Raw genomic sequence first — 21,840 nt, forward strand, 5'->3', positions numbered from 1 at the left:
CCGCGCACGTCTCGCTCGTCCAGGACGACCGGGTCGCGGTCGACGCCCTGATCACCACCGCCGACCTGGCCCCGGACGCCGAACCCGACTGGGTCGGCGCGCCGCCCTCCCCGCCGCTGCCGCCGGTGGAGCGGTGCAAGCACGTCGAGCCGAGCGAGCGCGACCGGGGCTTCGCCGACCATGTGGAGCTGCACTTCGACCCGGCCACGCTGGGCTGGCTGGACGGGCGGCCGAGCGGGCGGCCCGAGTGCCGGGCCTGGTTCCGGCTGCGCGACCCGTACGAGCCCGACGCGTTCGCCCTGGCCCTGGCCGTGGACGCGCTGCCGCCCGTCGTCCTCAACACCGGGGCCAAGGGGTGGGCCCCCACCGTCGAGATGACCTGGCACATGCGCGCCGTCCCCGCCCCCGGCCTGCTGGAGCTGCACGGCAGGGGCCGCATGGTCACCGGCGGCTGGTTCGACGAGGAGGTCGAGGTGTGGGACTCGGCCGGCCGCCTGGTCGCCCAGAGCCGCCAGCTCGCCCGCGTCGGACGCCCCCCGTCCCGCTGAGACCGTGCGACTGAGACCGTGCGACTGAGACCGTGCGACCGCCGCGGCGCGCCCGGGACACTCCCGGGATCAGAGAGACGGGCCGAAGGCGCCGCGCACGGCGGTTTCGCGCATGTGACCGTGTGATGTCCGACGCATGACGCGCTCCGGCGGCGTCCGTTCGCCTAGCCTTGATTCCCATGTCTGACGCGCCGATCGGGATCTTCGACAGCGGATTCGGCGGCCTCACGGTGGCCCGCGCCATCCTCGACCAGCTGCCGAACGAGCCGATCGTCTACCTCGGCGACTCGGCGCGCCAGCCGTACGGTCCGCGGCCCATCGCCCAGGTCCGGGCGTTCGCCCTGGAGATGCTCGACCGGCTGGTGGACGAGGGCGTGAAGATGCTGGTCATCGCGTGCAACAGCGCCAGCTCGGCGATGGTGCGCGACGCCCGGGAACGCTACGACGTGCCGGTCGTCGAGGTGATCCACCCGGCGGTGCGGCGGGCCGCCCGCGCCACCCGCAACGGCCGCGTCGGGCTGATCGCCACCGCCGCCACCGTCAACAGCCGCTCCTACGAGGACGCGTTCGCCGCCGCACCGCACATCCGGCTGACCGCCGCCGCCTGCCCCCGCTTCGTGGAGTTCGTCGAGGCCGGGGTGACCATGAGCGACGAGCTGCTGGAGGTGGCGCGCGAGTACCTGCGGCCCATCATCGACGCGGGGTGCGACACGCTGATTCTTGGGTGCACCCACTACCCCTTGCTTACCGGCGTCATCTCGTATGTCGTGGGAGACGGGGTCACACTGGTCTCAAGCGCCGACGAGATCGCCAAGGACGTCTATCGAGTGCTGCACGATCAGGGGCTGGCCCGGACGGAGGCCGTGCCCCCGCCCGTCCACCGGTTCCGCGTGACCGGTGACCCGGCCGTGTTCGCGGCGCTCGGCCGCCGATTCCTGGGCCCGGAGATCAGTCTCGTGGAGCCCGTCGCGGACAAGGCCGCAACCGCCCTTCGGGCGAAGCCCGAGGGGTCCGGGGGTCCGCCCACAGCGGGCGCCCTGACCACCTGATTCCTCGGGGACACAAAGGAGGAGTGAGCGTGCGGGTCACTGTGATCGGCTGCTCCGGCAGCTTCCCGGGGCCGGAGAGCCCCGCGTCCTGTTACCTGGTCGAGGCGGAGGGCTTCTCGCTGCTGCTGGACCTGGGCAGCGGTGCGCTCGGCACGCTGCAGCGCTACCACGGGCTCTACGACATCGACGCGGTCTGCCTGTCGCACCTGCACGCCGACCATTGCCTGGACTTGTGCGGATACTGGGTGGCCCGCACCTACTGTCCCGACGGCCCGCCGCCCCGCATCCCGGTGTACGGGCCCGAGGGCACCGCGGCCCGCATGGCCAAGGCCTACGACCTGGACCCCGAGCCGGGCATGGCCGAGGCGTTCGACTTCCGCCCGCTCGCCCGCTCGTTCGAGGTCGGACCGTTCCGCGTCACCACCGCGCGGATGCCGCATCCCGTCGAGGCGTACGCGTTCCGTGTCGAGCACGACGGCAAGGTCCTGGCCTACTCCGGCGACACCGGCCGGTCCGCCGCGCTCGTCGAGCTGGCCCGCGACGCCGACCTGTTCCTGTGCGAGGCGTCCTTCCTCGACCAGCCGAATCTGCCCACCGACCTGCACCTCACCGCCCGCGAGGCGGGCGAGCACGCGGCCCGCGCCGACGTGCGCAGGCTCGTCCTGACGCACCTGGTGCCCTGGAACGACCCCGACCGCTCCCTGGCCGAGGCCAAGGCGAGCGCGTTCGGCGGCGCCATCGAACTCGCCCACGTCGGCGCCGCGTACGACCTGTGACGCGCGCGGGGGCTAGGGTGGTGCCCATGGCACGCCCCGACGATCGCGCACCAGATCAGCTCCGTCCCGTCCGCATGCAGCGCGGCTGGCTCGACCACGCGGAGGGTTCGGTCCTCATCGAGTTCGGCGGGACGCGCGTGCTGTGCGCGGCGTCCGTGCAGGACTCGGTGCCGCGCTGGCGCCGCGACAGCGGCCTCGGCTGGGTGACCGCCGAGTACGCGATGCTGCCGCGCGCCACCAACACCCGCAACGAGCGCGAGTCGGTCAAGGGCCGGCCGGGCGGCCGCACCCAGGAGATCTCCCGTCTGATCGGCCGGTCCGTCCGGGCCTGCGTCGACTACAAGGCGCTCGGCGAGAACACCGTCCACCTCGACTGCGACGTCCTGCAGGCCGACGGCGGCACCCGCACCGCCGCGATCACCGGCGCGTACGTGGCGCTCGCCGACGCGATCGCCTGGATGCGCGAGCGCGGCATGACCACGGGGGAGCCGCTGATCGCGTCCGTGGCGGCGGTCAGCGTCGGCGTGGTCGACGGCGAGGCCCGGCTCGACCTGTGCTACGCCGAGGACGTGGTCGCCCAGACCGACATGAACGTGGTGTGCACCGGCGACGGCCGGTTCGTGGAGGTCCAGGGCACCGCCGAGGGGCGCCCCTTCGACCGGGGCGAGCTGGACGCCCTGCTGGACCTGGCCGCGAGCGGCTGCGCCGAGCTGACCGCCCTGCAGCGCGAGGTGCTCGGCCGGTGACGCGCGCTTCCGGCGGGGGGACGGCCCCCCAGGCTTCCTGCTCCACCCGTGTCGTGCTGGCCACCCGCAACACCAAGAAGATCGCCGAGCTGCGCGCCATCCTGGCCGGTCTGCGGGCCGCCGACGGCTCCGGCATCGACGTGGTCGGCCTGGACGGCTTCCCGGACGCGCCCGAGGTGCCCGAGACCGAGGCGACCTTCGCCGGCAACGCCCTGCTGAAGGCCCGCGCGATCGCCGAGCACACCGGCCTGCCCGCCGTCGCCGACGACTCCGGTCTGTGCGTGGACGCGCTGAACGGCATGCCCGGCGTGCTGTCGGCGCGCTGGTCCGGCCGGTTCGGCGACGCGGCGGGCGACAAGGACCGCGCCAACCTCGACCTGGTGCTGGACCAGCTCGCCGACGTCCCCGGACCCCGCCGCGGCGCCGCGTTCGTGTGCGCGGCGGCGCTGGTCGTCCCCGGCGGCGCCGAGCACTGCGTGGAGGGACGGCTGCGCGGACGGATCGTGGACGCCCCGCGCGGCGACGGAGGCTTCGGATACGACCCGATCTTCCAGCCCGAGGGCGAGAGCCGCACCACGGCGGAGCTGACCGCGGAGGAGAAGAACGCGATCAGCCATCGCGGCCGCGCCTTCCGCGCCCTGGCCGCCCTTCTGCCCGACGCGCTCGTCTCCGCCGCCCCTCGTTGACGGCCTCCCCCGCCCCCGCCCTCGAGTGCGGTGGATCGGCCGCGGGTGCCGCAAAGGCCGGGATAAGGTGATCCAATGTCCACGACCGTGATCCTCGTGCTCGGCGTCATCCCGGTACTGCTGGTCGTGCTCGTGGTGCTCCTCGGGGTCTCCAGCCGGCGGCGCGGGCCTCACCAGGGCATGACCTTCGCGAAGACGGGCTCAGTCGTGGGTCAGCCCGTGGTCTCCCCCCGGGTGCAGCCCGCCGTCCCCGTCGTCGCCGTGCCCGCCGCGACCCGGGACCGCGTCCAGCAACTCATCGCACAGGGCCGGATCATCCAGGCCGTCAAAGAGGTGCGCATGGACACCGGCCTGGGGCTCAGGGAGGCCAAGATGTTCGTCGACGCGCTCAAGGACGGGCGCGTCCCTCCGCTGCCGGTCGTCGGCGACGGCTCGCTGGCCGACCGCGTCCGCGGCTTCAAGGCCCAGAACGACCTGGAGTCCGCCATCGCGCTCGTCCGTGCCGAGACCGGCATGACCCGAGCGGAGGCCGAACGCTTCGTCGCCGCCCTGGAGTGACGCGCGGTCAGGCGGCGCCGCCCGGCGCGGGACGGTCCCCGGCGTCCGCGTCCCCGGCGCAGGCGGTGTAGAGGCGGACGAACGTGCCGTCCCAGCCGGCGCGCACCTCCATATGGTCCACCAGCAGCCGGACCGTCCACAGCCCGAAACCGCGGTCCAGGGCGGAGCACGGCGGGATGAACCCGGTCAGCGAGCTGGGCCGCGGACGCCACAGGCCGTGGTCGCCGACCTCGCACACCACGTCCGGGCCGTCCCGCCACATCCACAGCCCGACCGGCGGGCAGCCGTGCGCCAGCGCGTTGGCGACGACCTCGTTGACGGCCGTCACCAGGTTCCGCGCCGACCGTTCGTCCGCTCCGAGCCGGACGGCCCGCTCGCCGACGAACAGGCGCACCGGGACCAGATCGGACTCGACCGGCAGGTACTCGGCGTCGGCGGGCCGGCCGTTCGCGCGGCGGGCGCGGTCGCAGTCGTCCCCGAAGACCGCCGGATCGACATAGCGGTCGCTGCGCACCGCCGCGCCGTCGTCCAGCAGCAGCGGATGCGTGCGGCGGGCCTGGTCGAGGACCGCCTCGGGCAGCGACGCGCGGTCGTACGGGCACAGGGCCAGCGCGTCGACCCCGCCGAACACCACGTTGATCAGCGATTCGTACCGCGCCCATTCCACGGCCTCCCGCGCGTCCCAGCCGTGCCACACCGGCTCGGCCAGGGCCCGCACGCGGCGCGGCGCCATCGCCTTCACCAGCTCGTGGTACTGCTTGAGCGTCCGCACCGGATGCCGGTAGAACGCGTCGGAGTCGTAGAAGTCCACCTGCCCCTTCAGATCGGACAGGCTGTCGCGCAGCGCGCTCAGGCCGGGTTCGCGGACGACGGCGACGATGGCCTCGCCGGCGCGCGCCCCGGCCCGCAGGAACGGCTCGGTGACGCGGAGGAAGTCCTCCACGCCGCGATAGAGGAACGCCCGATGCTCCAGCGTCATCTGCGTCATGCCTCCCGCGGGCGGCCCCGGACCAGGCCGGGCAGCCGGTGCCAGCCGACCATCTCGATCACGTCCTCCACCTCGGGCGGCAGCTCGTCCAGCACCAGCACGCTCCCGCCCGGCAGGTCGCAGGCGTGCCGGGTCAGCAGGGAGAGCCCGCCCAGGTCGACGAAGCGCAGCCGGGACAGGTCCAGGTGCGTGCGCAGCCGCCCCTTCGACACCCGCGCCAGCCGGTCGGAGAACGCCGCGTGCCGGGCCGCGTCCAGCTCGCCCTCCACCCGCAGCCCCGGAGGGTCGAAGGTGCGCACGATCTTCAGCACCCCGTCGTCGAACTCCGGGTTGGCCTCCACCAGGACCTCGTGCGTGTCGCGCAGCGCGGCCAGCTCGTCGGGCGGACGGGCGCCGCGCCGGACCTGGCAGATCGCCATCGTCGTGGTGCTGGGCGAGACCGCCTCGGCGACCAGGTGCTCGCAGCTGAGCATCCGCGTCAGGCCGCCGCCGGGCGCGGTCAGCAGCCAGCTGAAGTCGGTGGTGACGCGCACCGCCCGGAACTCCTGGTCGAACGCCGCGTCCACCTCGTGCGCCAGCACGTCCACCATGCGCGACGGATCGAACCGCCCGGCGCGGTCGAGGCACGTCTGCGCCCGCGACAGCACCCGCAGCTGCCGGCGGCGCACGCGGTCGCGCAGGGTGACGTCGTCCAGGCGCCGCACCCCGGGCAGCCGCTCGGGCGGGGAGTCGGCGACGTACACCACCTTCTCTTCGGTGTTGCGCAAGCCGTCATGGACGAAGTCGCCGATGACGTGCTCGCGTTCCTCGCGCGTGGCGTACGCGAGCCAGGCGTGATCGCCGGGTCGCAGCTCGCCCACGGGCCGCTCGGTGAACCAGCCGACGTCCAAGCCGTTCATGACGTGACCTGCCGATCGAGGTCGTCGCGCACCCGTTCAGCGTACGCCGCGGAATCGAGGCGGTGAGCCGATTGCATGAACCCCTTCACCCTCGGTGGTCCGGCGCGGTGGCGAAACCACAGGCGGACGGTCGTGGCGCCGCCGCCTGTCCGGATCTGGACGAGCGAGCACAGCAGCCGCACCGCCCACAGGCCGAACCGCCCGTCCCCGCCGGGCCGGGGCGGCACATGCCCGAACCCCGCGTCGGGCGCCCACTCGCCGTGGTCGACGACCTCGCAGACCAGCGCCGGCGGGCCGGGACCGTCGGCGTCGGTCCACATCCGCAGCACGATCGGCGGCGCGCCGTGCCGGACGGCGTTGGTGACCACCTCGGTGACGGCCACGAGCAGCCGTTGCAGCCGGTCCTCGGGGAGCGCGCAGCCGCGCGCGTAGTCGCCGACGCACATGCGCAGCCAGTACAGGTCCGGCCGGTCGAGGTCGAGGACGACGGCGTCGGGCGGCGGGTCGGGCAGGGGCGCGCTGTCGACCCGCCGGCAGTACGCCGCGGGGTCGACGAAGCCGGGGTTGCGCGTCGCCCGCGCGCCCCGCGCCGTCTCGGGGTGGGTGTGCCGCGCCGCGGCCACGATCCCCGGCGGCAGCGTCCGCACCGCGTACGGGCACATCAGCGCCGCCCCGGTGTCGGCGAACGCGATGTTGGCCAGCGCCTCGGCGCGCTGCCATTCGAGCACTTCGAGCGGCGGGCGGGCGGTCCACACCGGTTCGCCCAGCAGCCGCAGCCGCCGTCCCCGGGACGCGGCGGCGTCGGCTTCGGCCAGGCATTCGGCCAGCGTGCGGGCGGGGTGCGCGTACCAGGTCTCGGCGTCGACGAACTCGACGCGCCGGGCGTCCTCGCCGAGCGCCTCCCGCAGGAGCGTCTCCCGCGCCATGTCGGTCACGGCCATGACGCGGTCGCCCGCGGCCACGCCCGCGCGCAGGAACGGCACCGCACCGGCGACGAACGATTCCACGCCGTCATAGGGGAGCAGGCGATGGGTGAAGGGTTCGCTCACGGCTTCCCACCTGACAGCTCGGACGCGCGGCCGCATCCGGCGCAATCCACCTGAAACGGCACCGAGTCCAGCGTAGGCCCGCCGGTCCTCTTCCCGCCCCCCGCCGTTTTCAGATAGTGAGGACCTTTGGTGTAACGCGATGCCGCGGAACGGAATGCATCACACGCCCGTCCCCGCGCTAAGCTGATCGAAGTCTCTTCGTGGCATTCCGGCGGGCGTGGCGAAATCCGGCATACGCGGCAGGTTTAGGTCCTGTTGGTGGAGACACCGTGGGGGTTCGAGTCCCCCCGCCCGCACCAGCGGTCATCGCGTCGGGCTCACAACCCCAGGTCGCGGCGGATGCGCTCGACGTGGCCGGTGGCCTTCACGTTGTAGTAGGCCCGCTCGATCCTGCCTTCGGGGTCGATGACGAAGGTGGAGCGGATCACGCCGACGACGACGCGGCCGTACAGCTTCTTCTCGCCGTACGCCCCGTACGCGCGCAGCACCGCGGCGTCGGGGTCGGACAGCAGCGGGAAGGTCAGCCCCTCCTTCTCGCGGAACTTGGCGAGCTTGGGCGGCTCGTCGGGGGAGACGCCCACCACGGTGGCGCCCGCGGCCTCGAAGTCGGCGAGGCTGGACTGGAAGTCGACCGACTCCTTGGTGCATCCGGGCGTCATGGCCGCCGGGTAGAAGTAGAGGACCACCCGCTTGCCGCGCAGCGACGCCAGGGAGACCGGCTTGCCGTCGGCGTCGGGAAGCTCGAATTCGGGGGCGACGTCGCCGGGCTGCAACCGATCGGACACCACTTCCGCCTTTCCTGCTCGGATGGACGTTTCCACCGTACCGGTTGGGGTGAGGCGGGCGTTCGGCGGGAAGACCTGACAGACTATTCGGATCATGCGCTGCCGACGCCCGTGCCGCGACGCCCGCGCGCGGCGCTCGAACGGGCGGGACGACGATCTCTAACGACCACGACGACGATAGGACACGGCATGGCTGACAGGGCTCGCGACCCGGAGGCGCTGGAAAGGGAGATCGAGCGCACCCGTCAGGAGCTCGCCCGCACCATCGACGCGCTGGCCGACCGGGTCAGTCCCCGCAACGTCGCCCAACGCGGCGCCGAGCGGATCAAGGAGGAGGCGGGGCAGGTCGCCAAGGTCGCCCGCGCCATGCTGGCGCCGCCCGACGGCGGGCGCACCGGGGAGCGGGGCGGCGACCGCCGGGCCCTGCTGATCGGCATCGGGGTGGCGGTGACGATCACCGCGTTCGTCGTCTGGCGGCGCAGGCGGCGATGAGCGCTCCCCTCGGCGAGGCGCCGGTCCGCGGTCCGCGGCCGGCGCCTCGCCGTGTTCCGGCCCGTCCCACCCTGGCGGCCGCCACCGGCGGCGGGGAGCTGTGCGCCGCGGCGTCGTCCGGGGGGAAGACGGGCTCGGGGAAGACGCGGCTGAGAGCGTCGGCGGCGGGGCGCAGGGCGGCCAGTTCGGCACGGCACGCGGGGCAGTCGGTCAGGTGGGCGCGCAGTGCGTCGGACTCGGGCGGTGGAAGACGTCCCAGGACGTAGACCCCGAGCCCGAGCCGGAAGTCGCCGCATCCGCTCTGTGCCACGTCCACCAGTACGGACGCGGGGCGCGGACCGTTCAGTCAGCGGAGGGTGGGCTGGGCGCGGATCACCCCGTGGGGGCCGCGGCCCGCCTCGGTCTCCGGGATGTAGGGGACGATGAACGCGTACCGTTCCAACACCTCGGACGGCACCTCGCCGCTTTCGCCGAAGGCGGCGATCTCGCCCCAGCAGGGGGCGCCGAGCGAGCCGCTGTGGTGGCGCACCGACAGCCCCGCGCACAGGTTGGCGAACCCCAGCCGGTCCTCGAGGGACCATCCCGCGAGGGTGCCGAACACGAACGCGGCGGCGAACACGTCGCCCGCGCCGGTGGGGTCGAGGGCCTCCACGGGCAGCGCCTCGGCGTGCGCCTCCTCCCCGGTGGAGGAGTCGATCGCGATGGCGCCGCGGGCGCCCTGCTTGACGACCACGACGGGCACCCGGTCGGCGAGCGCGCGCAGGGCGTCCTCGGGCGTGCTCGTGCGGGTGTAGGCCATCGCCTCGACCGCGTTGGGCAGGAAGACGTCGACGTGGCGCAGGCGGTCGAGCACGTCGGCGGACCAGGTCTCGGTGGGGTCCCAGGCGGCGTCGGCGAACACGCGGGCGCCGGAGCGGCGCAGTTGCAGCGCCCAGTCGGGCACGGGCCGGTCGACGTCGACGAAGCAGGTCGCGGCGGCGGGCGGGTCGGCGACCAGGTCGGCGTCGCCGAGCGGGACGGGCCGGGCGTAGGTGACCATGCTGCGGTCGCAGTCGTGGGCCAGCGACACGGTGACCGGCGTGGGCCAGCCGGGGATCTCGCGGGACCAGCGCAGGTCGACGCCCTCCTGTTCGGACAGCGCGCGCCACAGGTAGGCGCCGAACATGTCGTCGCCGAAGGCGCCGGCCAGGCCGACGCGCAGGCCGAGGCGGCTCATGGCCACGGCGAGGTTGGCGACGCCGCCGGGGGCCGAGCCGAGGCCGTCGGTGACCAGCTCGGTGCCGGGCGGCGGCAGCCCGGGCAGCCCCGTGAAGATCATGTCCATGAAGACGCGGCCGCTGAGGAACACGTCCAGGTCGCGGGACGGCGCCTCGCCCGAGGAGTGCAGGATGTCGCCGGCGGGACCGCGTTCGGCGCACGGGTCGCGCAGGTCGGGCTCGGGAGGCGTGCCGGGCGGCGGCCCCGGTCGGACCACGGTCATCTCATCCCCCGTTCGTGATCGGCTCGCGCGGCGCCCCGCTAGGCGTCGAGGTCGGGAGCGGTGATCGTGAAGCGCGCCTCGACGGAGGAGCGCACCAGCTGCGTCTCGGGCTCGAGGGCGATCGGCTCCGGTTCGGACGCGCCGGCGTCGGCGACGGCGGCCATGGGCGCGGCCATCAGGGGCGTCCCGCGGTGGGCGTTGTCCCTGATCAGGCCGGAGTCGGCGAGCTCGATCAGGCCGGTGAGGCGGGCGCCGAGGGCCTCGGCGTAGCTGCGGGCGCGGGCGACGGCCTCCTGGGCGGCCTGCCGCGCGGCCCGCGCGTAGACCTCGCTGTCGCGGCGCAGGTCCCAGTCGGGGCCGTGGACGTAGGTGCGCTCCAGGTCGCCGAGCCGGGTGACCAGCTCGCCGAGCACGGCGAAATCCACCACAGTGATCTTGATCCAGGCGGTTCCCTGGTAGGCGCGGACCTCGCCCTCGCGGCGGCGGTGCCGCAGCACGGGCGAGATCGCCAGGCCCCCGGTCTCGACCCGTTCGACCGCCGCCCCGTACGACCTGATCAGGTCGAGGGCGCGCTGGTTGCGTTCCACGAGGCGGTCCAGGGCGGTGCGGCGCTCGCTCTCCTGGCTCTGGACGTGCACCGACAGCCGCGCCAGCTCGGGCTGGGCCTCCAGCACGACCTCGCCGCGGACGCTGATCACTGGGGCGTCGCTCATGTCCTCAATCTACGACGCCGCTCCGCCCGGTCGCCGCGCCCGTGGGCCCGTGCCACGGTCACAGGAACGTGCGTCCCTCGCCCCGATAGGTGGGGACGGTCCGTACGACGCGGTCGCCGTCGATCAGGTGCAGTTCGGCGAAGCGTTCGCACAGCTCCCCGGCCTTGGTGTGCCGGAACCAGACGCGGTCGCCGATCCGCAGCTTGTCGGCGACGGCGCCGATCAGGGGCGTCTGCACCTCTCCGGCGCCCTCCTCCGGGTCGTAGGACAGGCCGGTCGGCAGATAGGGCTGGGGCAGGCGGAGCGGGTCGGCGGGGCCGGACGCCAGATAGCCGCCGCCGAGGCAGGTGACCACGCCGGGGCCGGGCCGCCGCACGACCGGCAGCGCGAACAGGGCGGCGGGGCGGCCGCGGAAGTTGGAGTAGTGGTCGAACAGGTGCGGCTGGTACAGGCCCGATCCGGCGGCGACCTCGGTGACGGCGCGTTCGGCGGCGGTCTTCTCGACGCTGCCGGTGCCGCCGCCGTTGACGAACTCCAGGTCGGTCAGCTCGCGCACGGCCGCGACGATGGCGGCGCGGCGGCGGGCCAGTTCGAGGCGCGAGCGCCGCTGCATGACCTGGATGGCGCGGGCGCGGACGGGACGGCCCGGCGGGACGTCGCCGACGCCGGCGATCTGCCCCTCGTAGGCCATGAGCCCGACCAGGGACACCCCGGACCGTTCGAGGACGCGTTCGGCGAAGGCCCGTACCTGGGCGGGGGAGTGCAACGGCGAGCGGCGCGCCCCGACGCGCACCCGGCCGCGCAGCAGCCGGTACGAGGCGTCGATGTCGATGCAGACGCGGACGGTGCGCCCCGCGGCGCAGCTCTCGATCAGGTCGAGGTGGTCGTCGCAGTCGACCATCAGGGTGATGGCGCGGGCGGCGTGCTCGTCGCGCGCCAGAGCGGCGAGGGCGGCGCGGTCGGTGGTGGGGTAGGCGACGAGGATGTCGTCGCTGACCCGCTGCTCGGCCAGCCAGAGCGCCTCGGGGAGGGTGAACGCCATGACGCCCGAGAAGCCGTCGAGGGCCAGCACCTCCTCCAGCAGCGCCCGGCACCGCACGGACTTGCTGGCGACCCGGATGGGCTTGCCGGCGGCGCGGCGGACCAGGTCGGCGGCGTTGGCCCGGAACGCGGCCATGTCCACGACCGCGAACGGGGCGTCGAGGGCGGCGGTGGCCGTGTCGTAGCGCTCCCGAAGGTTCATGGGCTCACCCTGCCACAGCTCCCGGCGAATATGAAAACAGTTCATATCCGCTGGACGGGGAACGGCGGCGCCCCGGCTCACCTGCCAGGACGCGCCGCGCAGGAGGTCCCGGCGCCCGCCCGGACGTGACGGCACCGGGTCTCACGCGCGGGAATGCCCGGCCGGTTGCGCCGAGTGCAGCGCTAGGACGATGGGCGGCGGGGCTCAGGGGCGGGAATACCGGGTCGGCTGCCCTGAATCCAGCTGCTAGAAGATGAGTGCTGGGGGTCAGGTGCGGGAGTGTCTGGCGGGCCGTACCGATTCAAGTACCGGGGCGAAGGGGGCCAGGGATCACGCGGGGGAATGCAGGCGCGGCCGCGCCACCAGTGAGATCGGCGCTGGGGTTCAGGTGCGGGAGTGCCGAGCGAAGAAGTCCCAGAGCATGGTGGTCGCGGGGCGTGGCCACGTGTGCTTGCCGCCGTGCACGGTGCACAGGGTGACCTCCGCGCCATGCGCGCCCCTGCCGGTGGACTTGCAGTCTATTGGGCCGTCGTGGACGACCTTGTGTCGAGGCCTCGGCAGGCCCGCGGCCTTGCGCCACACGTCGACCGCGTAGGAGACGGGCGGGAAGGGGCGGTCGTCGTTGATGTCGCGGCGTCCGCCCCCGTCGAAGGGGACGTTGCGGTCGGCCGTCCCGTGAAAGATCATCACGGCGACCGGGCGGTCCGGGGTGCACTTGGTGACCAGCGCGCCCTCGACCACGCCGATCGCGGCGACCTTGTCGGGCTTCTCGCAGGCCAGCCGGTAGGCCATGCCCGCGCCGTTGGAGAACCCGGTGACGTACACGCGCCGGGGATCGGCCAGGCCGACGCCGGTCAGCATGTCGATGAGTCGGGTGAGGAAGCCGACGTCATCGATGCGGCCGATCTTCGCGGCGCCGCAGCAGTCGCCCGCGTTCCATGTGGTCAGGAAGCCGTCGGGGTAGGCGACGAGGAAGCCGAGCTGGAGGGCCAGGCTGTCGAACCCGGTCAGCTCGCGCATCTTGTCCTTGGTGGCCAGGCCGCCGTGCAGCGCCACCACGAGCGGCAGGGGCCGGGCGGGGCGGCCGCCGCGCCACCGCCCGTCCGAGAGCTTCGACGGGATGTACAGCAGGTACTCGCGCTGCCTGAACGCGTCGACGGCGAGGTGCAGCTTATGCGGCCCCTCGTCGGTGGGGATCCCGGCCACGGTCGCGGGCCGCCGGTCGTGCACACCCGAGCTCTCGCCCCGGTCGCCGCCGGAGTCCGCACAGCCGACGAGCACCAGCATGGCAGCCGCCAGAAGTGCGCGAAGCCGCCGCGGCCGGTGGCGGCGCTGCATGGCACGCTGCATGTGGGCGAATCTAACCCGTCGCCGCCACCAGAGCTACCGCTCGGTCAACCTCCCGAGTCCCGCAACTGCGACCCCGGTCACGATGCGTCGTCAGTATTGCCGCCCTGCGCTGTGAACGCCCCGCGCGCTGCCTCGCCAAATAGCCTGGGCCTTGCGCCCGTGCGCTGTCTTGCTGGTCAGCTTGGGCTTGCGTCGCGCGCCGTCCTGGACGGCGGGTCGGCGGAGGCCCAGGTGGGCCTGGTCGACCTGGACGCGCCGCTCGGTCTGCTGCAGCTGCCAGGTCACCGTCCGGCGCTGTGAACACGTCCGCGCGCCGCCTTGCCGGGGCAGCCTGGGCTTGCGTTCACCCTCCGCCTCAAGGCGCTGCAGAAGCCGGAGCCGTCGCGGTCCCGTCGCCCGGTGCCCTACCGTGTGGCGCGCGATGGTCGCGAGGAGGCCCTTGGCCACTATCGTCGCGGGTCTGCTCGGCGTCGTCCGGACGGTGTGACGTCCTCGCGGCATGAGCGGAATGCTCACCTTCGACGAGCCGTCCCGACGACGATGGCGGGCCGGCATCCGCGCCCTTCCCTCACCGGCCCCCAGGAGCGGTGTGTGGCCCAGCCGGTGCCGTGACGCGCGGGCACTCCGCGCGTGACGCGCGATCAGCCGGCGCGCTGGGCCGGCGGGTCGGTGTTGGCGATCTGGTTGAGGATCTCGACGTGCCGGGTGAAGGCGGTCCGGCCCTTGCGGGTGAGGGCGATCCAGGTGGTGGTGCGGCGGCCGGTCTGGGTCTTGCGGACCGTGACGTAGTCGGCCTTTTCCAGCGTCGTCAGATGCTGGGACAGGGCCGAGTCGCTCAGCTCGACGGTGTCCCGCACGAGGCGGAACTCGGCCCGGTCGACCGCCGCCAGCAGCGCCAGGATGGAGAACCGCGCCGGGGTGTGGACGATCGGGTCCAGGTCGTGCCGGGGGTGGCTCATGCGCGCCGCCTCATCCAGGCGGCCACGAAGAACGGCAGCGCCGCGATCGCCGACGCCGCCGTCCAGGCCGGGACGGAGGTGCCCCACTGCCAGCGCGTGACGGGCCCGACCACCACCAGGTAGAGGGCGAACCACGTCAGCGTCGCCGCCATGAGGCTGCGCCCGGCGCCGAGCGGCAGCGCCTCCCGCCGGTTCATCCAGAAGCCGGCCATCAGGAAGAGGGCCGCCCACACGGGGGCCAGCGCCAGTCGGCCCTGCGGCCACACCGCCTCCATCGCGGTGATCCAGGCGATCGAGACCGCGCCCGTCGCCACCAGGAACCAGGTGAACCACCGGGCGGACCGCCGGGCCCGCTCCTGGACGCGGCGGGCTTCGGCGAGGGCGGCGCGGGCCTGCTCAGGGCTCGTCATGCTCGTCTTCCCTTCTGCTGAACTACTTCAGTGACGCTAAAGTACATGGGTGGTGCTCAAACGGCAATCGTTGGGGGTGGCTTCTACCTCGTCAGCAAGGGGGCGATGGCGGTCAGGAGATGCGGAGGCTCCACGTCGGGCAGGGTCGCGATCTCATCAAGGGAGAGCCAGGCGCAACCGAGATAGGTGTCGTTCTCTTCGGGAGTGAACGCGGTCGGACGCGCCTCATGCGGGCTGTCCAGTTGAGCCAGGTAGAACGGTTCCACCTTGACGTAGTGGCGGCCGAGCCAATGGAAGTCGCGGTCGACCCGCACGAAGACGTCCTGGACGGCGTCGCCCGGCAGGCCCGTCTCCTCGTACAGTTCGCGGCGCGCCGCCTGCAGGGGCGTCTCACCGGGGTCGATCCCGCCGCCGGGCGGCTCCCAGAAGACCCGGCCGGACACGGTGTCGCGCCAGCGCAGCAGCAGGATGCGCCCTCCGGGCTCGACGCAGACGACCCGGACGGCGGGACGATCGGACGGCGTCTCGGTCATGGGAAGCTTTCCGAACGGTGGTGCGGGCAGTGTCCGTGATGGGTGCGTGCGGGCGTAAGCTCGTAAGCCTCACCCTGCGTAATGGTTCCGCCGTCTCGGAAAGCGACGAGTGACACCGTGACCAGCTCCAGTCCACGCGAGTACGTGCTGACGCTCTCCTGTCCGGACCGCCCCGGCATCGTCGCCGCCGTCTCCGGGCTGCTGGCCGAGCGCGGGTGCAACATCCTGGAGAGCCAGCAGTTCGGCGACCGCGACTCCGGCACGTTCTTCATGCGGGTGCAGTTCACCGTGCCGCCCGACGGCGACCCGGACGAGCTGCGCGGGGCGTTCGCGTCCCTGGCGCCCGAGCTGAGCCTGGAGTGGCGGCTGTACGACCGCGCCGAGCGCACCCGTGTCCTGATCATGGTGTCCAAGAGCGGGCACTGCCTGAACGACCTGCTGTACCGGCAGCGGTCCGGCCTGCTCGACATCGACATCGTCGCGGTGGTGTCCAACCATCCCGACCTGCGGCCGCTCACCCAGTCCTACGGGATCGACTACCACCACCTGCCGGTGGAACCCGGCGGCAAGGCGGCCCAGGAGGCCGAGGTGCTCACGCTCGTCGAGCACTACCGCGCCGACCTGGTGGTGCTGGCCCGGTACATGCAGATCCTGTCCGACGACTTCTGCGCGAAGCTGCCCGGACGTGTGATCAACATCCACCACTCGTTCCTGCCGAGCTTCAAGGGCGCCCGGCCCTACCACCAGGCGCACGCGCGCGGCGTCAAGCTGATCGGCGCCACCGCGCACTACGTGACGCCCGACCTGGACGAGGGGCCGATCATCGAGCAGGAGGTCGCGCGCGTCGACCACACCCACAGCCCCGAGGACCTGATGGCGGTCGGCCGCGACATGGAGTGCCTGGCCCTGGCGCGCGCCGTGCGCTGGCACGCCGAGCACCGCATCCTGCTGAACGGCGATCGCACCGTCGTCTTCCGCTGACCCGCCGCGCCGATCATTTGGGTCGTCGCCCAGGGTAATCATCCGTCGCGCTGGGTAGTTGCGTTGCAAGGTCCAGGTGTCGACGGGGGTGGCGATGGGCGAGACGACAGTGTCCACACACGTGATGTCCACGCACGTGATGTCCACGCACGTGATGCGGGTGGCCGAACCCGAGGGCGCCCAATGGCTGACCCGGCGGGCGTTCCGGCCGCAGTGCGGGCTTGCGGCGCTGGTCGCGGCCGCCGTGGTCACGGCGGTCGGGACGGTCACCGCGGTCGAGGCGGTGTGGGCGATGGGCGCGAACGGGGCGCACCTGCTGCCCGTCGACCGGTTGGCCGCCGCGCTGCAGACCCTCGCCTGGCAGGAGACGCCCGTGCTGCTCACGGCGGTCGTCCTGATCGAGCTGGGGCTGGCCATGGTGGTCTCGGCCGTGCCCCGCAGAGGGCGGACGCTGCCGATGCGCAGCCTCGCCCCATGGGCGGCGGCCGGCATGAGCAGGGCCAACGTGCGGGCCGCGCTGACCGACACGGCCGCGGGCGTGCCCGGCATCACCCGCGCGCGGGTCAGGGTGCGCGGCAGGCGGGTGCGGCCGCGGGTGGTCGTCAGGACGACCACGCCCTACTGCAACCCCGCCAGGTTCGACGCGCCGGTGCGCCAGGCGGTGCTGGACCGGCTGGCCGAGCTGGACCTGCTGGAGGAGCGGCGCGTCAGCGCCCGGACGACGTGGCGGAAGGGCTGACCGATGCGAGTCGCCACGGCTCTGACCGGCACGGTGCTGCTGACGTGCGGCGCGCTCGCGCTGTGCTGCGGCCTGGGCGCGTTCGGCGCGTCCTGGCAGCTGCGGCCGGTGCTCGACCCGGCGGTGGTGCGGTACGCGGCGCGCAACAGCTGGTTCTGGCCCGTCCTGGCCAGCGTCGCCGAGTTCCTGGCCCTGGTGGGGCTGGCCTGGCTGATCCGGGAGGGGCGCGAACTGGTGCGCCGGTGGCGTCCGGCGCTGCGCGGCCCCGCCCGCGCGCAGGCCCGGCGGGCGGGGGAGGAGCTGCTCCGCGACGCCGAGCGGGTGCCCGGCGTCGCGGAGGTGCGGATGCGGCTCACCGGCAGCGCGGCCCGGCCGCGCCTGCTGATGACCGTCACCTGCGCCGAGGACGCGTCCCCGGCGGCCGTCTACGCGGCCCTGGTCTCCGGGCCGGTGGCCCGGTACCGCGCCGTGACGGCGATGGGGGGACTGGAGGCCGTCATCGACTTCCGGCTGCAGCGGTCCGAGCGGCCGAACCGCCGTCCGGCGCGGCGCTGGGGACCACTGCCGTGGCGGCGCCGGCCTAGGCGGGCGCGCCGCTCGTCTGGGCTCGCTCCGACGGCTCGGACGGCTCCGACGACGGGGACTGTTCGGAGGACGTCGCCCGTTCGGCTGCTGCGTCGTGGTCGTCCAGGAGCGTCGCCTCGTTGAACGGGTCCTCGCCCGACAGCACCCGGCGCGCCTTGGCCCGGTCCAGCTCGCCCGTCCAGGCGCCGATGATCACGGTGGCGACCGCGTTGCCGGCGAAGTTGGTCAGCGCCCGCGCCTCGGACATGAACCGGTCGATGCCGACGATGAACCCGACGCCGTCCACCAGCTCGGGCCGGTGCGACTGCAGGCCGCCGGCCAGCGTGGCCAGGCCGGCGCCGCTCACCCCGGCCGCGCCCTTGGACGCGATGATCATGAAGACGAGCAGGGAGAGCTGGGCGCCCAGCGACAGCGGGTCGTCCTGCGCCGCGGCGATGAACAGCGTCGCCATGGTCAGGTAGATGGCGGTGCCGTCCAGGTTGAAGGAGTAGCCGGTGGGCACGGTGATGCCGACCACCGAGCGGCTGATGCCCAGGTGCTCCATCTTGGCGATCAGCCGCGGCAGCGCCGACTCCGACGAGGAGGTCGACAGGATCAGCAGGAACTCGCGCGCCAGGTAGCGCAGCAGCTGGAACAGGTTGACCCGGGCCACCGCCCACAGCACGGTGCCGAGCACCGCCACCACGAACACCACGCAGGTGATGTAGAAGCCCAGCATGATCACCGCGAGGCTGCGCAGCGCGGTCCACCCGGTCTCGCCGACCACCGCGGCGATCGCGCCGAACGCGCCGACCGGCGCCGCCCACATGATCATCGCCAGGATGCGGAACACCAGGCGCTGGATGTGCTCGATGCCGCGCAGGATCGGCGCGCCCGCCGGGCCCATCTTCTGCAGCGCGAAGCCCGCCAGCAGCGCCACCAGCAGCGTCTGCAGCACCTCGCCCTCGGTCAGCGCCGACAGCAGCGTGGTGGGGATGATGCCGAGCAGGAAGTCGACGGTGCCCTCGCCGCCCTCGGCCGACTCCTTCGCCTTGGCGGCCGACGACGGGTCCAGGTGCATGCCCTCGCCCGGGTGCAGGAAGTTGCCCACCGCCAGGCCGATGGCCAGCGCGAACGTCGACATGACCAGGAAGTAGCACAGGGCGATGACCCCGACCTTGCCGACCTTGGCGGCCTTGGCGACCGAGCCGATGCCCAGCACGATCGTGCAGAAGATGATCGGCGAGATCATCATCTTGATCAGGTTGACGAACCCGGTGCCGAGCGGCTTGAGTTCGGTCGCGACGTCCGGCGCGGCCAGGCCCACCACGATCCCGACCGCCACCGCGCCGATGACGGTCAGGTAGAGGTAGTGCACCGGATCGCGGTGCCGCCGGGCCGCGGCGGCACCGGTGCCGCCGGTCGTCGGGCTAGCGGACACGGATCGCCTCCTCGAGGTTCTGCGGACCGTCGCGGGTCCGGGGGTGGGTTCAGGGGGGTGCGCCGGGCGGGGCCGGCGCATTCGAAGAGCGACTATCCGGGTTCATGTGACAGTCGTCACGCTTTTGTACATTTCGTTCACGTGCAGGTGAGTGGTCGTCGAAGGCGGCGTGAAGGGGACGGCGGGATGCTGAAGGCGGCGGGATGAGGACGCCCATTCCCGGGCGCGTCCGGCGGTGGAGTCTGGCCGGGCAGCTGCTGGCCCTGCAGGCGGCGGTGGTCGCCCTGCTGGTCGTGGTCGGCGCCGTCCTGTCGTATCTGGACGCGGCGCGGACCGTCGACGAGCGCGCCCGCGAGACCGTCACCGTCGTGGCCACCACGCTCGCCGACTCCCCGAGCGTGCGGGAGGCGCTGGCCGAACGCGACCCGAGCCGCACGCTGCAGCCGCTGGCCGAACGGGTGCGCGCCGACACCGGCGTCGACTTCATCACGATCATGAAGCCGAACCGGGTCCGCTACACGCACCCGAACCCGGCGCAGATCGGCCGCCGCTTCATCGGCAACATCGGCCCCGCCCTGGCCGGGCGGACGTTCACCGAGACCTACACCGGCACGCTGGGGCCGTCCGTGCGAGCCGTCGCGCCGGTCTTCGACGACGCCGAACCGGGCGAGCGCCGGGTCGTGGCGCTGGTCTCGGTCGGCATCAAGGTCGAGGCCATCTCCGCCGAGCTGCGCGGGCGGCTGTCGGCCCTGGCCGTGGTCGTGCTGGTCGTGCTGGCGGTCGGCATCGCGGGCAGCGCCCTGGTCAGCGTCCGGCTGCGCCGGCAGACGCGGGGCATGGCGCCCGGCGACCTGCGCGCCATGTTCGACTACTACGAGTCGATCCTGCACGCGGTGCGCGAGGGCCTGATCCTGCTCGACCGGGACGGCCGCGTCGTGCTGTGCAACGACGCCGCCCGGGAGCTGCTCGACCTGTCGGACGACCCGCGCGGCCGCCGGGCGTCCGAGCTGGGCCTGCCGGAGGAGCTGACCGCCGCGCTGGTGTCGGCCGAGCCCCGGCCGGACGAGATCCACGTCGCCGACACGCGGGTGCTGGTGGTCAACGCCGTCCCGGTGCGGTCCCGGGGGCGCGCCATGGGCACCGCCGTCACGCTGCGCGACCACACCGAGCTGCAGACGCTCACCGGCGAGCTGGGCGCCGTGCGCGGGTTCGCCGAAGCGCTGCGCGCGCAGGCGCACGAGGCCGCCAACCGCCTGCACACCATCGTGTCGCTGGTGGAGCTGGGGCGCGCCGAGCAGGCCGTCGAGTTCGCCACCGCCGAGCTGGCGACCGCCCAGCGGCTCACCGACCGGGTGGTGGGCGCGGTCCGCGAGCCGGTGCTGGCGGCGCTGCTGCTCGGCAAGGGCGCCGACGCGGCCGAGCGCGGCGTCGAACTCGTCCTCACCGACGACACCGCGCTCGGCGACGCGGTCATCGAGCAGGCCGGAATCGACCCCCGCGACCTGGTCACTATCCTCGGAAACCTGATAGACAACGCGGTCGACGCGGCGATCGAGGGCCCGGCGTCCCGCCGCGAGCCGCCCAAGGTGGTGGTCACCGCCCGGGCGGACGAGGGCGAGCTGGTGCTGCGGGTGGCCGACAACGGGCCGGGCGTGGACCCCGATCGCGTGCCCGCCATGTTCCGCCGCGGCTGGACCACCAAGCCCGCCGACGGCCCGGTGGGGCACGGCCTGGGGCTGGCGCTGGTCGGCCGGGCCGTGCGGCGGTACGGCGGGGCCATCGAGGTCGCGCGCGACGGGGGCGCGGTCTTCACGGTCCGCCTGCCGTTGCGTTGCGAGGAGGACGTGACATCGTGATCCGGGTGCTGGTGGTCGAGGACGACCAGGTCGCCGCGGAGGCGCACCGGACCTACGTGGAACGCGTGCCCGGGTTCGCCGTGGCCGGGGTGGTGCACTCGGGGGCCGACGCGCTGCGGTTCTGCGAGCGCACGCCCGTCGACCTGGTGCTGCTGGACTTCTACCTGCCCGACACCCACGGCTTGAAGGTCTGCCGGGCGCTGCGCGCCGCGGGCAGCACCGTCGACGTGATCGCCGTGACGTCCGCCCGCGACCTGGCCGCGGTGCGCTCGGCCGTGTCCGCCGGCGTGGTGCAGTACCTGCTCAAGCCGTTCACGTTCGCGACGCTGCGCGACAAGCTGGACCGGTACGCCCGGTTCCGCCGCCGCGTGGCCCGCGCGGGCGAGGTGACGGGCCAGGCCGACGTGGACGCCATGCTCGCCACGCTGCGCACCCCCGACCGCGGCTCGCTGCCCAAGGGCATGAGCGAGGAGACCCTCCAGGCGATCACCGAGGCGCTGGCCGGCGCGAAGGAGGGGCTGTCGGCGGCGTCCGCCGCGACCCTGACCGGCGTGTCCCGGGTGACCGCGCGCCGCTATCTGGAGTACCTGGCCGAGCAGGGGCTGGTGCGGCGGCGCCCGCACTACGGCCAGGTCGGCAGGCCCGAGGTGCGGTTCTACCGGGCCGCCGCGACGGAGTAGATCATCGCAGGTCAGGGTAGGTATCCGCTGTCCGACCAGGACCGAACGGCAACGGGGGGATGCGCTGTGGGGGACCTGCACGACAACACGGACCGGACGGCCGCCGCGCGGGCGGGCCAAGCGGCCGGCAAGGGGACGGGACGGGACCGGCGCGGCGCCGGCGAGGCCCGCCAGGACGGCCGGCGGGACGCCGCCCGGCGCAAGGGGCAGACCGGGCGCCAGATTCCGGACAAGGCGAAGCGGGACGAGGCGGCGAAGAAGATCAGGGCCATGTTCGAGCCGAAGATGTAGCCGCGGCGGGAGCGGGCCGATGGC

Annotated in this window: 25 protein-coding genes and 1 tRNA gene; 13 read left to right on the top strand and 13 right to left on the bottom strand. The window is 73.4% G+C overall.

Annotation, left to right across the window (positions count from 1 at the left end; genetic code table 11):
• The 6 genes from AR3_RS11235 to AR3_RS11260 all read left to right on the top strand — a co-directional run.
• Positions 1-548: thioesterase family protein (locus AR3_RS11235; RefSeq protein ID WP_067912703.1), on the top strand; the 548-nt coding region annotated here is incomplete at its 5' end.
• A gap of 179 nt (positions 549-727) precedes the next feature.
• Entirely contained in the window at positions 728-1,597 is an 870-nt protein-coding gene (gene murI, locus AR3_RS11240) for a glutamate racemase (RefSeq protein WP_067912706.1), read from the top strand.
• Positions 1,598-1,626: 29 nt separating this feature from the next.
• Positions 1,627-2,373, top strand: a complete 747-nt coding sequence (locus tag AR3_RS11245) for an MBL fold metallo-hydrolase (RefSeq protein ID WP_067912870.1) — start codon at positions 1,627-1,629, stop codon at positions 2,371-2,373.
• 26 nt (positions 2,374-2,399) lie between these two features.
• Positions 2,400-3,119, top strand: a complete 720-nt coding sequence (rph, locus tag AR3_RS11250; RefSeq protein WP_067912709.1) for a ribonuclease PH — start codon at positions 2,400-2,402, stop codon at positions 3,117-3,119.
• A complete protein-coding gene (rdgB, locus tag AR3_RS11255; RefSeq protein ID WP_067912712.1) occupies positions 3,116-3,805 on the top strand; it encodes an RdgB/HAM1 family non-canonical purine NTP pyrophosphatase in 690 nt (229 codons plus the stop codon). The genes rph and rdgB overlap by 4 nt, the downstream gene beginning before the upstream one ends.
• 75 nt (positions 3,806-3,880) lie before the next feature.
• Entirely contained in the window at positions 3,881-4,363 is a 483-nt protein-coding gene (locus AR3_RS11260; protein WP_067912715.1) for a hypothetical protein, read from the top strand.
• A 7-nt stretch (positions 4,364-4,370) separates the two neighbouring features.
• On the opposite strand, the gene AR3_RS11265 is transcribed toward AR3_RS11260, so the two are convergent.
• The 3 genes from AR3_RS11265 to AR3_RS11275 are packed head-to-tail and all read right to left on the bottom strand — an operon-like array spanning position 4,371 to position 7,299.
• Complete coding sequence (locus AR3_RS11265) at positions 4,371-5,351, bottom strand: anti-sigma factor RsbA family regulatory protein (RefSeq protein WP_227023086.1); 981 nt, start codon at positions 5,349-5,351, stop codon at positions 4,371-4,373.
• Positions 5,348-6,250, bottom strand: a complete 903-nt coding sequence (locus tag AR3_RS11270; RefSeq protein ID WP_067912717.1) for an MEDS domain-containing protein — start codon at positions 6,248-6,250, stop codon at positions 5,348-5,350. Before AR3_RS11270 ends, AR3_RS11265 begins: the two co-directional genes overlap by 4 nt.
• Entirely contained in the window at positions 6,247-7,299 is a 1,053-nt protein-coding gene (locus AR3_RS11275) for an anti-sigma factor RsbA family regulatory protein (protein WP_227023085.1), read from the bottom strand. The genes AR3_RS11270 and AR3_RS11275 overlap by 4 nt, the downstream gene beginning before the upstream one ends.
• Before the next feature lie 211 nt (positions 7,300-7,510).
• On the opposite strand from AR3_RS11275, the gene AR3_RS11280 reads away from it, so the two are divergent.
• Positions 7,511-7,598: transfer RNA gene (locus tag AR3_RS11280), tRNA-Leu, on the top strand.
• An 18-nt stretch (positions 7,599-7,616) separates the two neighbouring features.
• On the opposite strand, the gene bcp is transcribed toward AR3_RS11280, so the two are convergent.
• Positions 7,617-8,084 carry a thioredoxin-dependent thiol peroxidase gene (bcp, locus tag AR3_RS11285; protein WP_067912873.1) on the bottom strand — a complete coding sequence of 156 codons (468 nt, stop codon included), beginning with the start codon at positions 8,082-8,084 and terminating at the stop codon, positions 7,617-7,619.
• A gap of 189 nt (positions 8,085-8,273) precedes the next feature.
• Between bcp and AR3_RS11290 the strand changes: the two genes are divergently transcribed.
• Positions 8,274-8,576, top strand: a complete 303-nt coding sequence (locus tag AR3_RS11290) for a DUF3618 domain-containing protein (RefSeq protein WP_067912720.1) — start codon at positions 8,274-8,276, stop codon at positions 8,574-8,576.
• Here AR3_RS11290 and AR3_RS32900 read toward each other — a convergent pair.
• The 8 genes from AR3_RS32900 to AR3_RS11330 all read right to left on the bottom strand — a co-directional run bounded on the left by AR3_RS32900 (position 8,539) and on the right by AR3_RS11330 (position 15,264).
• Entirely contained in the window at positions 8,539-8,892 is a 354-nt protein-coding gene (locus tag AR3_RS32900; RefSeq protein ID WP_390098544.1) for an anti-sigma factor family protein, read from the bottom strand. The genes AR3_RS11290 and AR3_RS32900 overlap by 38 nt on opposite strands.
• 30 nt (positions 8,893-8,922) lie before the next feature.
• Positions 8,923-10,056, bottom strand: a complete 1,134-nt coding sequence (locus AR3_RS11295) for a carbohydrate kinase family protein (protein WP_083951310.1) — start codon at positions 10,054-10,056, stop codon at positions 8,923-8,925.
• Positions 10,057-10,094: 38 nt separating this feature from the next.
• The gene (locus AR3_RS11300; RefSeq protein ID WP_067912723.1) at positions 10,095-10,769 is read right to left on the bottom strand and encodes an SIMPL domain-containing protein; all 675 of its coding nucleotides are present in this window, start codon (positions 10,767-10,769) and stop codon (positions 10,095-10,097) included.
• Positions 10,770-10,827: 58 nt separating this feature from the next.
• Positions 10,828-12,012 carry an amino acid deaminase/aldolase gene (locus tag AR3_RS11305; RefSeq protein WP_067912726.1) on the bottom strand — a complete coding sequence of 395 codons (1,185 nt, stop codon included), beginning with the start codon at positions 12,010-12,012 and terminating at the stop codon, positions 10,828-10,830.
• Positions 12,013-12,396: 384 nt separating this feature from the next.
• Positions 12,397-13,362, bottom strand: a complete 966-nt coding sequence (locus AR3_RS11310; RefSeq protein ID WP_227023084.1) for a CE1 family esterase — start codon at positions 13,360-13,362, stop codon at positions 12,397-12,399.
• A 641-nt stretch (positions 13,363-14,003) separates the two neighbouring features.
• Positions 14,004-14,321, bottom strand: coding sequence for a winged helix-turn-helix domain-containing protein (locus AR3_RS11320; protein WP_067912735.1), 318 nt, complete (start codon positions 14,319-14,321; stop codon positions 14,004-14,006).
• Positions 14,318-14,731, bottom strand: a complete 414-nt coding sequence (locus AR3_RS11325; RefSeq protein ID WP_067912738.1) for a hypothetical protein — start codon at positions 14,729-14,731, stop codon at positions 14,318-14,320. The genes AR3_RS11320 and AR3_RS11325 overlap by 4 nt, the downstream gene beginning before the upstream one ends.
• A gap of 83 nt (positions 14,732-14,814) precedes the next feature.
• Positions 14,815-15,264, bottom strand: a complete 450-nt coding sequence (locus AR3_RS11330; RefSeq protein ID WP_067912741.1) for an NUDIX hydrolase — start codon at positions 15,262-15,264, stop codon at positions 14,815-14,817.
• A gap of 117 nt (positions 15,265-15,381) precedes the next feature.
• Between AR3_RS11330 and purU the strand changes: the two genes are divergently transcribed.
• Both purU and AR3_RS11340 read left to right on the top strand, forming a co-directional pair.
• On the top strand, positions 15,382-16,245 hold the full coding sequence (gene purU, locus AR3_RS11335) for a formyltetrahydrofolate deformylase (protein ID WP_227023083.1): 864 nt from the start codon (positions 15,382-15,384) through the stop codon (positions 16,243-16,245).
• A gap of 94 nt (positions 16,246-16,339) precedes the next feature.
• A complete protein-coding gene (locus tag AR3_RS11340; RefSeq protein ID WP_169803817.1) occupies positions 16,340-16,984 on the top strand; it encodes a DUF6286 domain-containing protein in 645 nt (214 codons plus the stop codon).
• Between the two features lie 580 nt (positions 16,985-17,564).
• Here the strand turns inward: AR3_RS11340 and AR3_RS11345 are convergent.
• Positions 17,565-18,989 carry a cation:dicarboxylate symporter family transporter gene (locus AR3_RS11345; RefSeq protein WP_227023082.1) on the bottom strand — a complete coding sequence of 475 codons (1,425 nt, stop codon included), beginning with the start codon at positions 18,987-18,989 and terminating at the stop codon, positions 17,565-17,567.
• 203 nt (positions 18,990-19,192) lie between these two features.
• On the opposite strand from AR3_RS11345, the gene AR3_RS11350 reads away from it, so the two are divergent.
• The 3 genes from AR3_RS11350 (at position 19,193) to AR3_RS11360 (ending at position 21,816) form a co-directional block, all read left to right on the top strand.
• Positions 19,193-20,845, top strand: coding sequence for a sensor histidine kinase (locus AR3_RS11350; RefSeq protein WP_067912750.1), 1,653 nt, complete (start codon positions 19,193-19,195; stop codon positions 20,843-20,845).
• Positions 20,842-21,525, top strand: a complete 684-nt coding sequence (locus tag AR3_RS11355) for a response regulator (protein ID WP_067912753.1) — start codon at positions 20,842-20,844, stop codon at positions 21,523-21,525. The genes AR3_RS11350 and AR3_RS11355 overlap by 4 nt, the downstream gene beginning before the upstream one ends.
• A gap of 66 nt (positions 21,526-21,591) precedes the next feature.
• On the top strand, positions 21,592-21,816 hold the full coding sequence (locus AR3_RS11360) for a hypothetical protein (protein WP_067912756.1): 225 nt from the start codon (positions 21,592-21,594) through the stop codon (positions 21,814-21,816).
• The last annotated feature ends 24 nt before the right edge of the window (positions 21,817-21,840 follow it).

The sequence above is a fragment of the Actinomadura rubrobrunea NBRC 15275 genome, assembly GCF_001552235.1.
Taxonomy (GTDB): domain Bacteria; phylum Actinomycetota; class Actinomycetes; order Streptosporangiales; family Streptosporangiaceae; genus Spirillospora; species Spirillospora viridilutea.

Coding starts and splice junctions, on each gene's coding strand:
- AR3_RS11330 (WP_067912741.1), bottom strand. CDS start 15,264: ATGACCGAGACGCCGTCCGATCGTCCCGCCGTCCGGGTCGTCTGCGTC.
- AR3_RS11265 (WP_227023086.1), bottom strand. CDS start 5,351: ATGACGCAGATGACGCTGGAGCATCGGGCGTTCCTCTATCGCGGCGTG.
- AR3_RS11260 (WP_067912715.1), top strand. CDS start 3,881: ATGTCCACGACCGTGATCCTCGTGCTCGGCGTCATCCCGGTACTGCTG.
- AR3_RS11295 (WP_083951310.1), bottom strand. CDS start 10,056: ATGACCGTGGTCCGACCGGGGCCGCCGCCCGGCACGCCTCCCGAGCCC.
- rph (WP_067912709.1), top strand. CDS start 2,400: ATGGCACGCCCCGACGATCGCGCACCAGATCAGCTCCGTCCCGTCCGC.
- AR3_RS11320 (WP_067912735.1), bottom strand. CDS start 14,321: ATGAGCCACCCCCGGCACGACCTGGACCCGATCGTCCACACCCCGGCG.
- AR3_RS11325 (WP_067912738.1), bottom strand. CDS start 14,731: ATGACGAGCCCTGAGCAGGCCCGCGCCGCCCTCGCCGAAGCCCGCCGC.
- AR3_RS11270 (WP_067912717.1), bottom strand. CDS start 6,250: ATGAACGGCTTGGACGTCGGCTGGTTCACCGAGCGGCCCGTGGGCGAG.
- murI (WP_067912706.1), top strand. CDS start 728: ATGTCTGACGCGCCGATCGGGATCTTCGACAGCGGATTCGGCGGCCTC.
- AR3_RS11290 (WP_067912720.1), top strand. CDS start 8,274: ATGGCTGACAGGGCTCGCGACCCGGAGGCGCTGGAAAGGGAGATCGAG.
- AR3_RS11305 (WP_067912726.1), bottom strand. CDS start 12,012: ATGAACCTTCGGGAGCGCTACGACACGGCCACCGCCGCCCTCGACGCC.
- AR3_RS11310 (WP_227023084.1), bottom strand. CDS start 13,362: ATGCAGCGTGCCATGCAGCGCCGCCACCGGCCGCGGCGGCTTCGCGCA.
- AR3_RS11300 (WP_067912723.1), bottom strand. CDS start 10,769: ATGAGCGACGCCCCAGTGATCAGCGTCCGCGGCGAGGTCGTGCTGGAG.
- AR3_RS11350 (WP_067912750.1), top strand. CDS start 19,193: ATGAGGACGCCCATTCCCGGGCGCGTCCGGCGGTGGAGTCTGGCCGGG.
- AR3_RS11340 (WP_169803817.1), top strand. CDS start 16,340: ATGGGCGAGACGACAGTGTCCACACACGTGATGTCCACGCACGTGATG.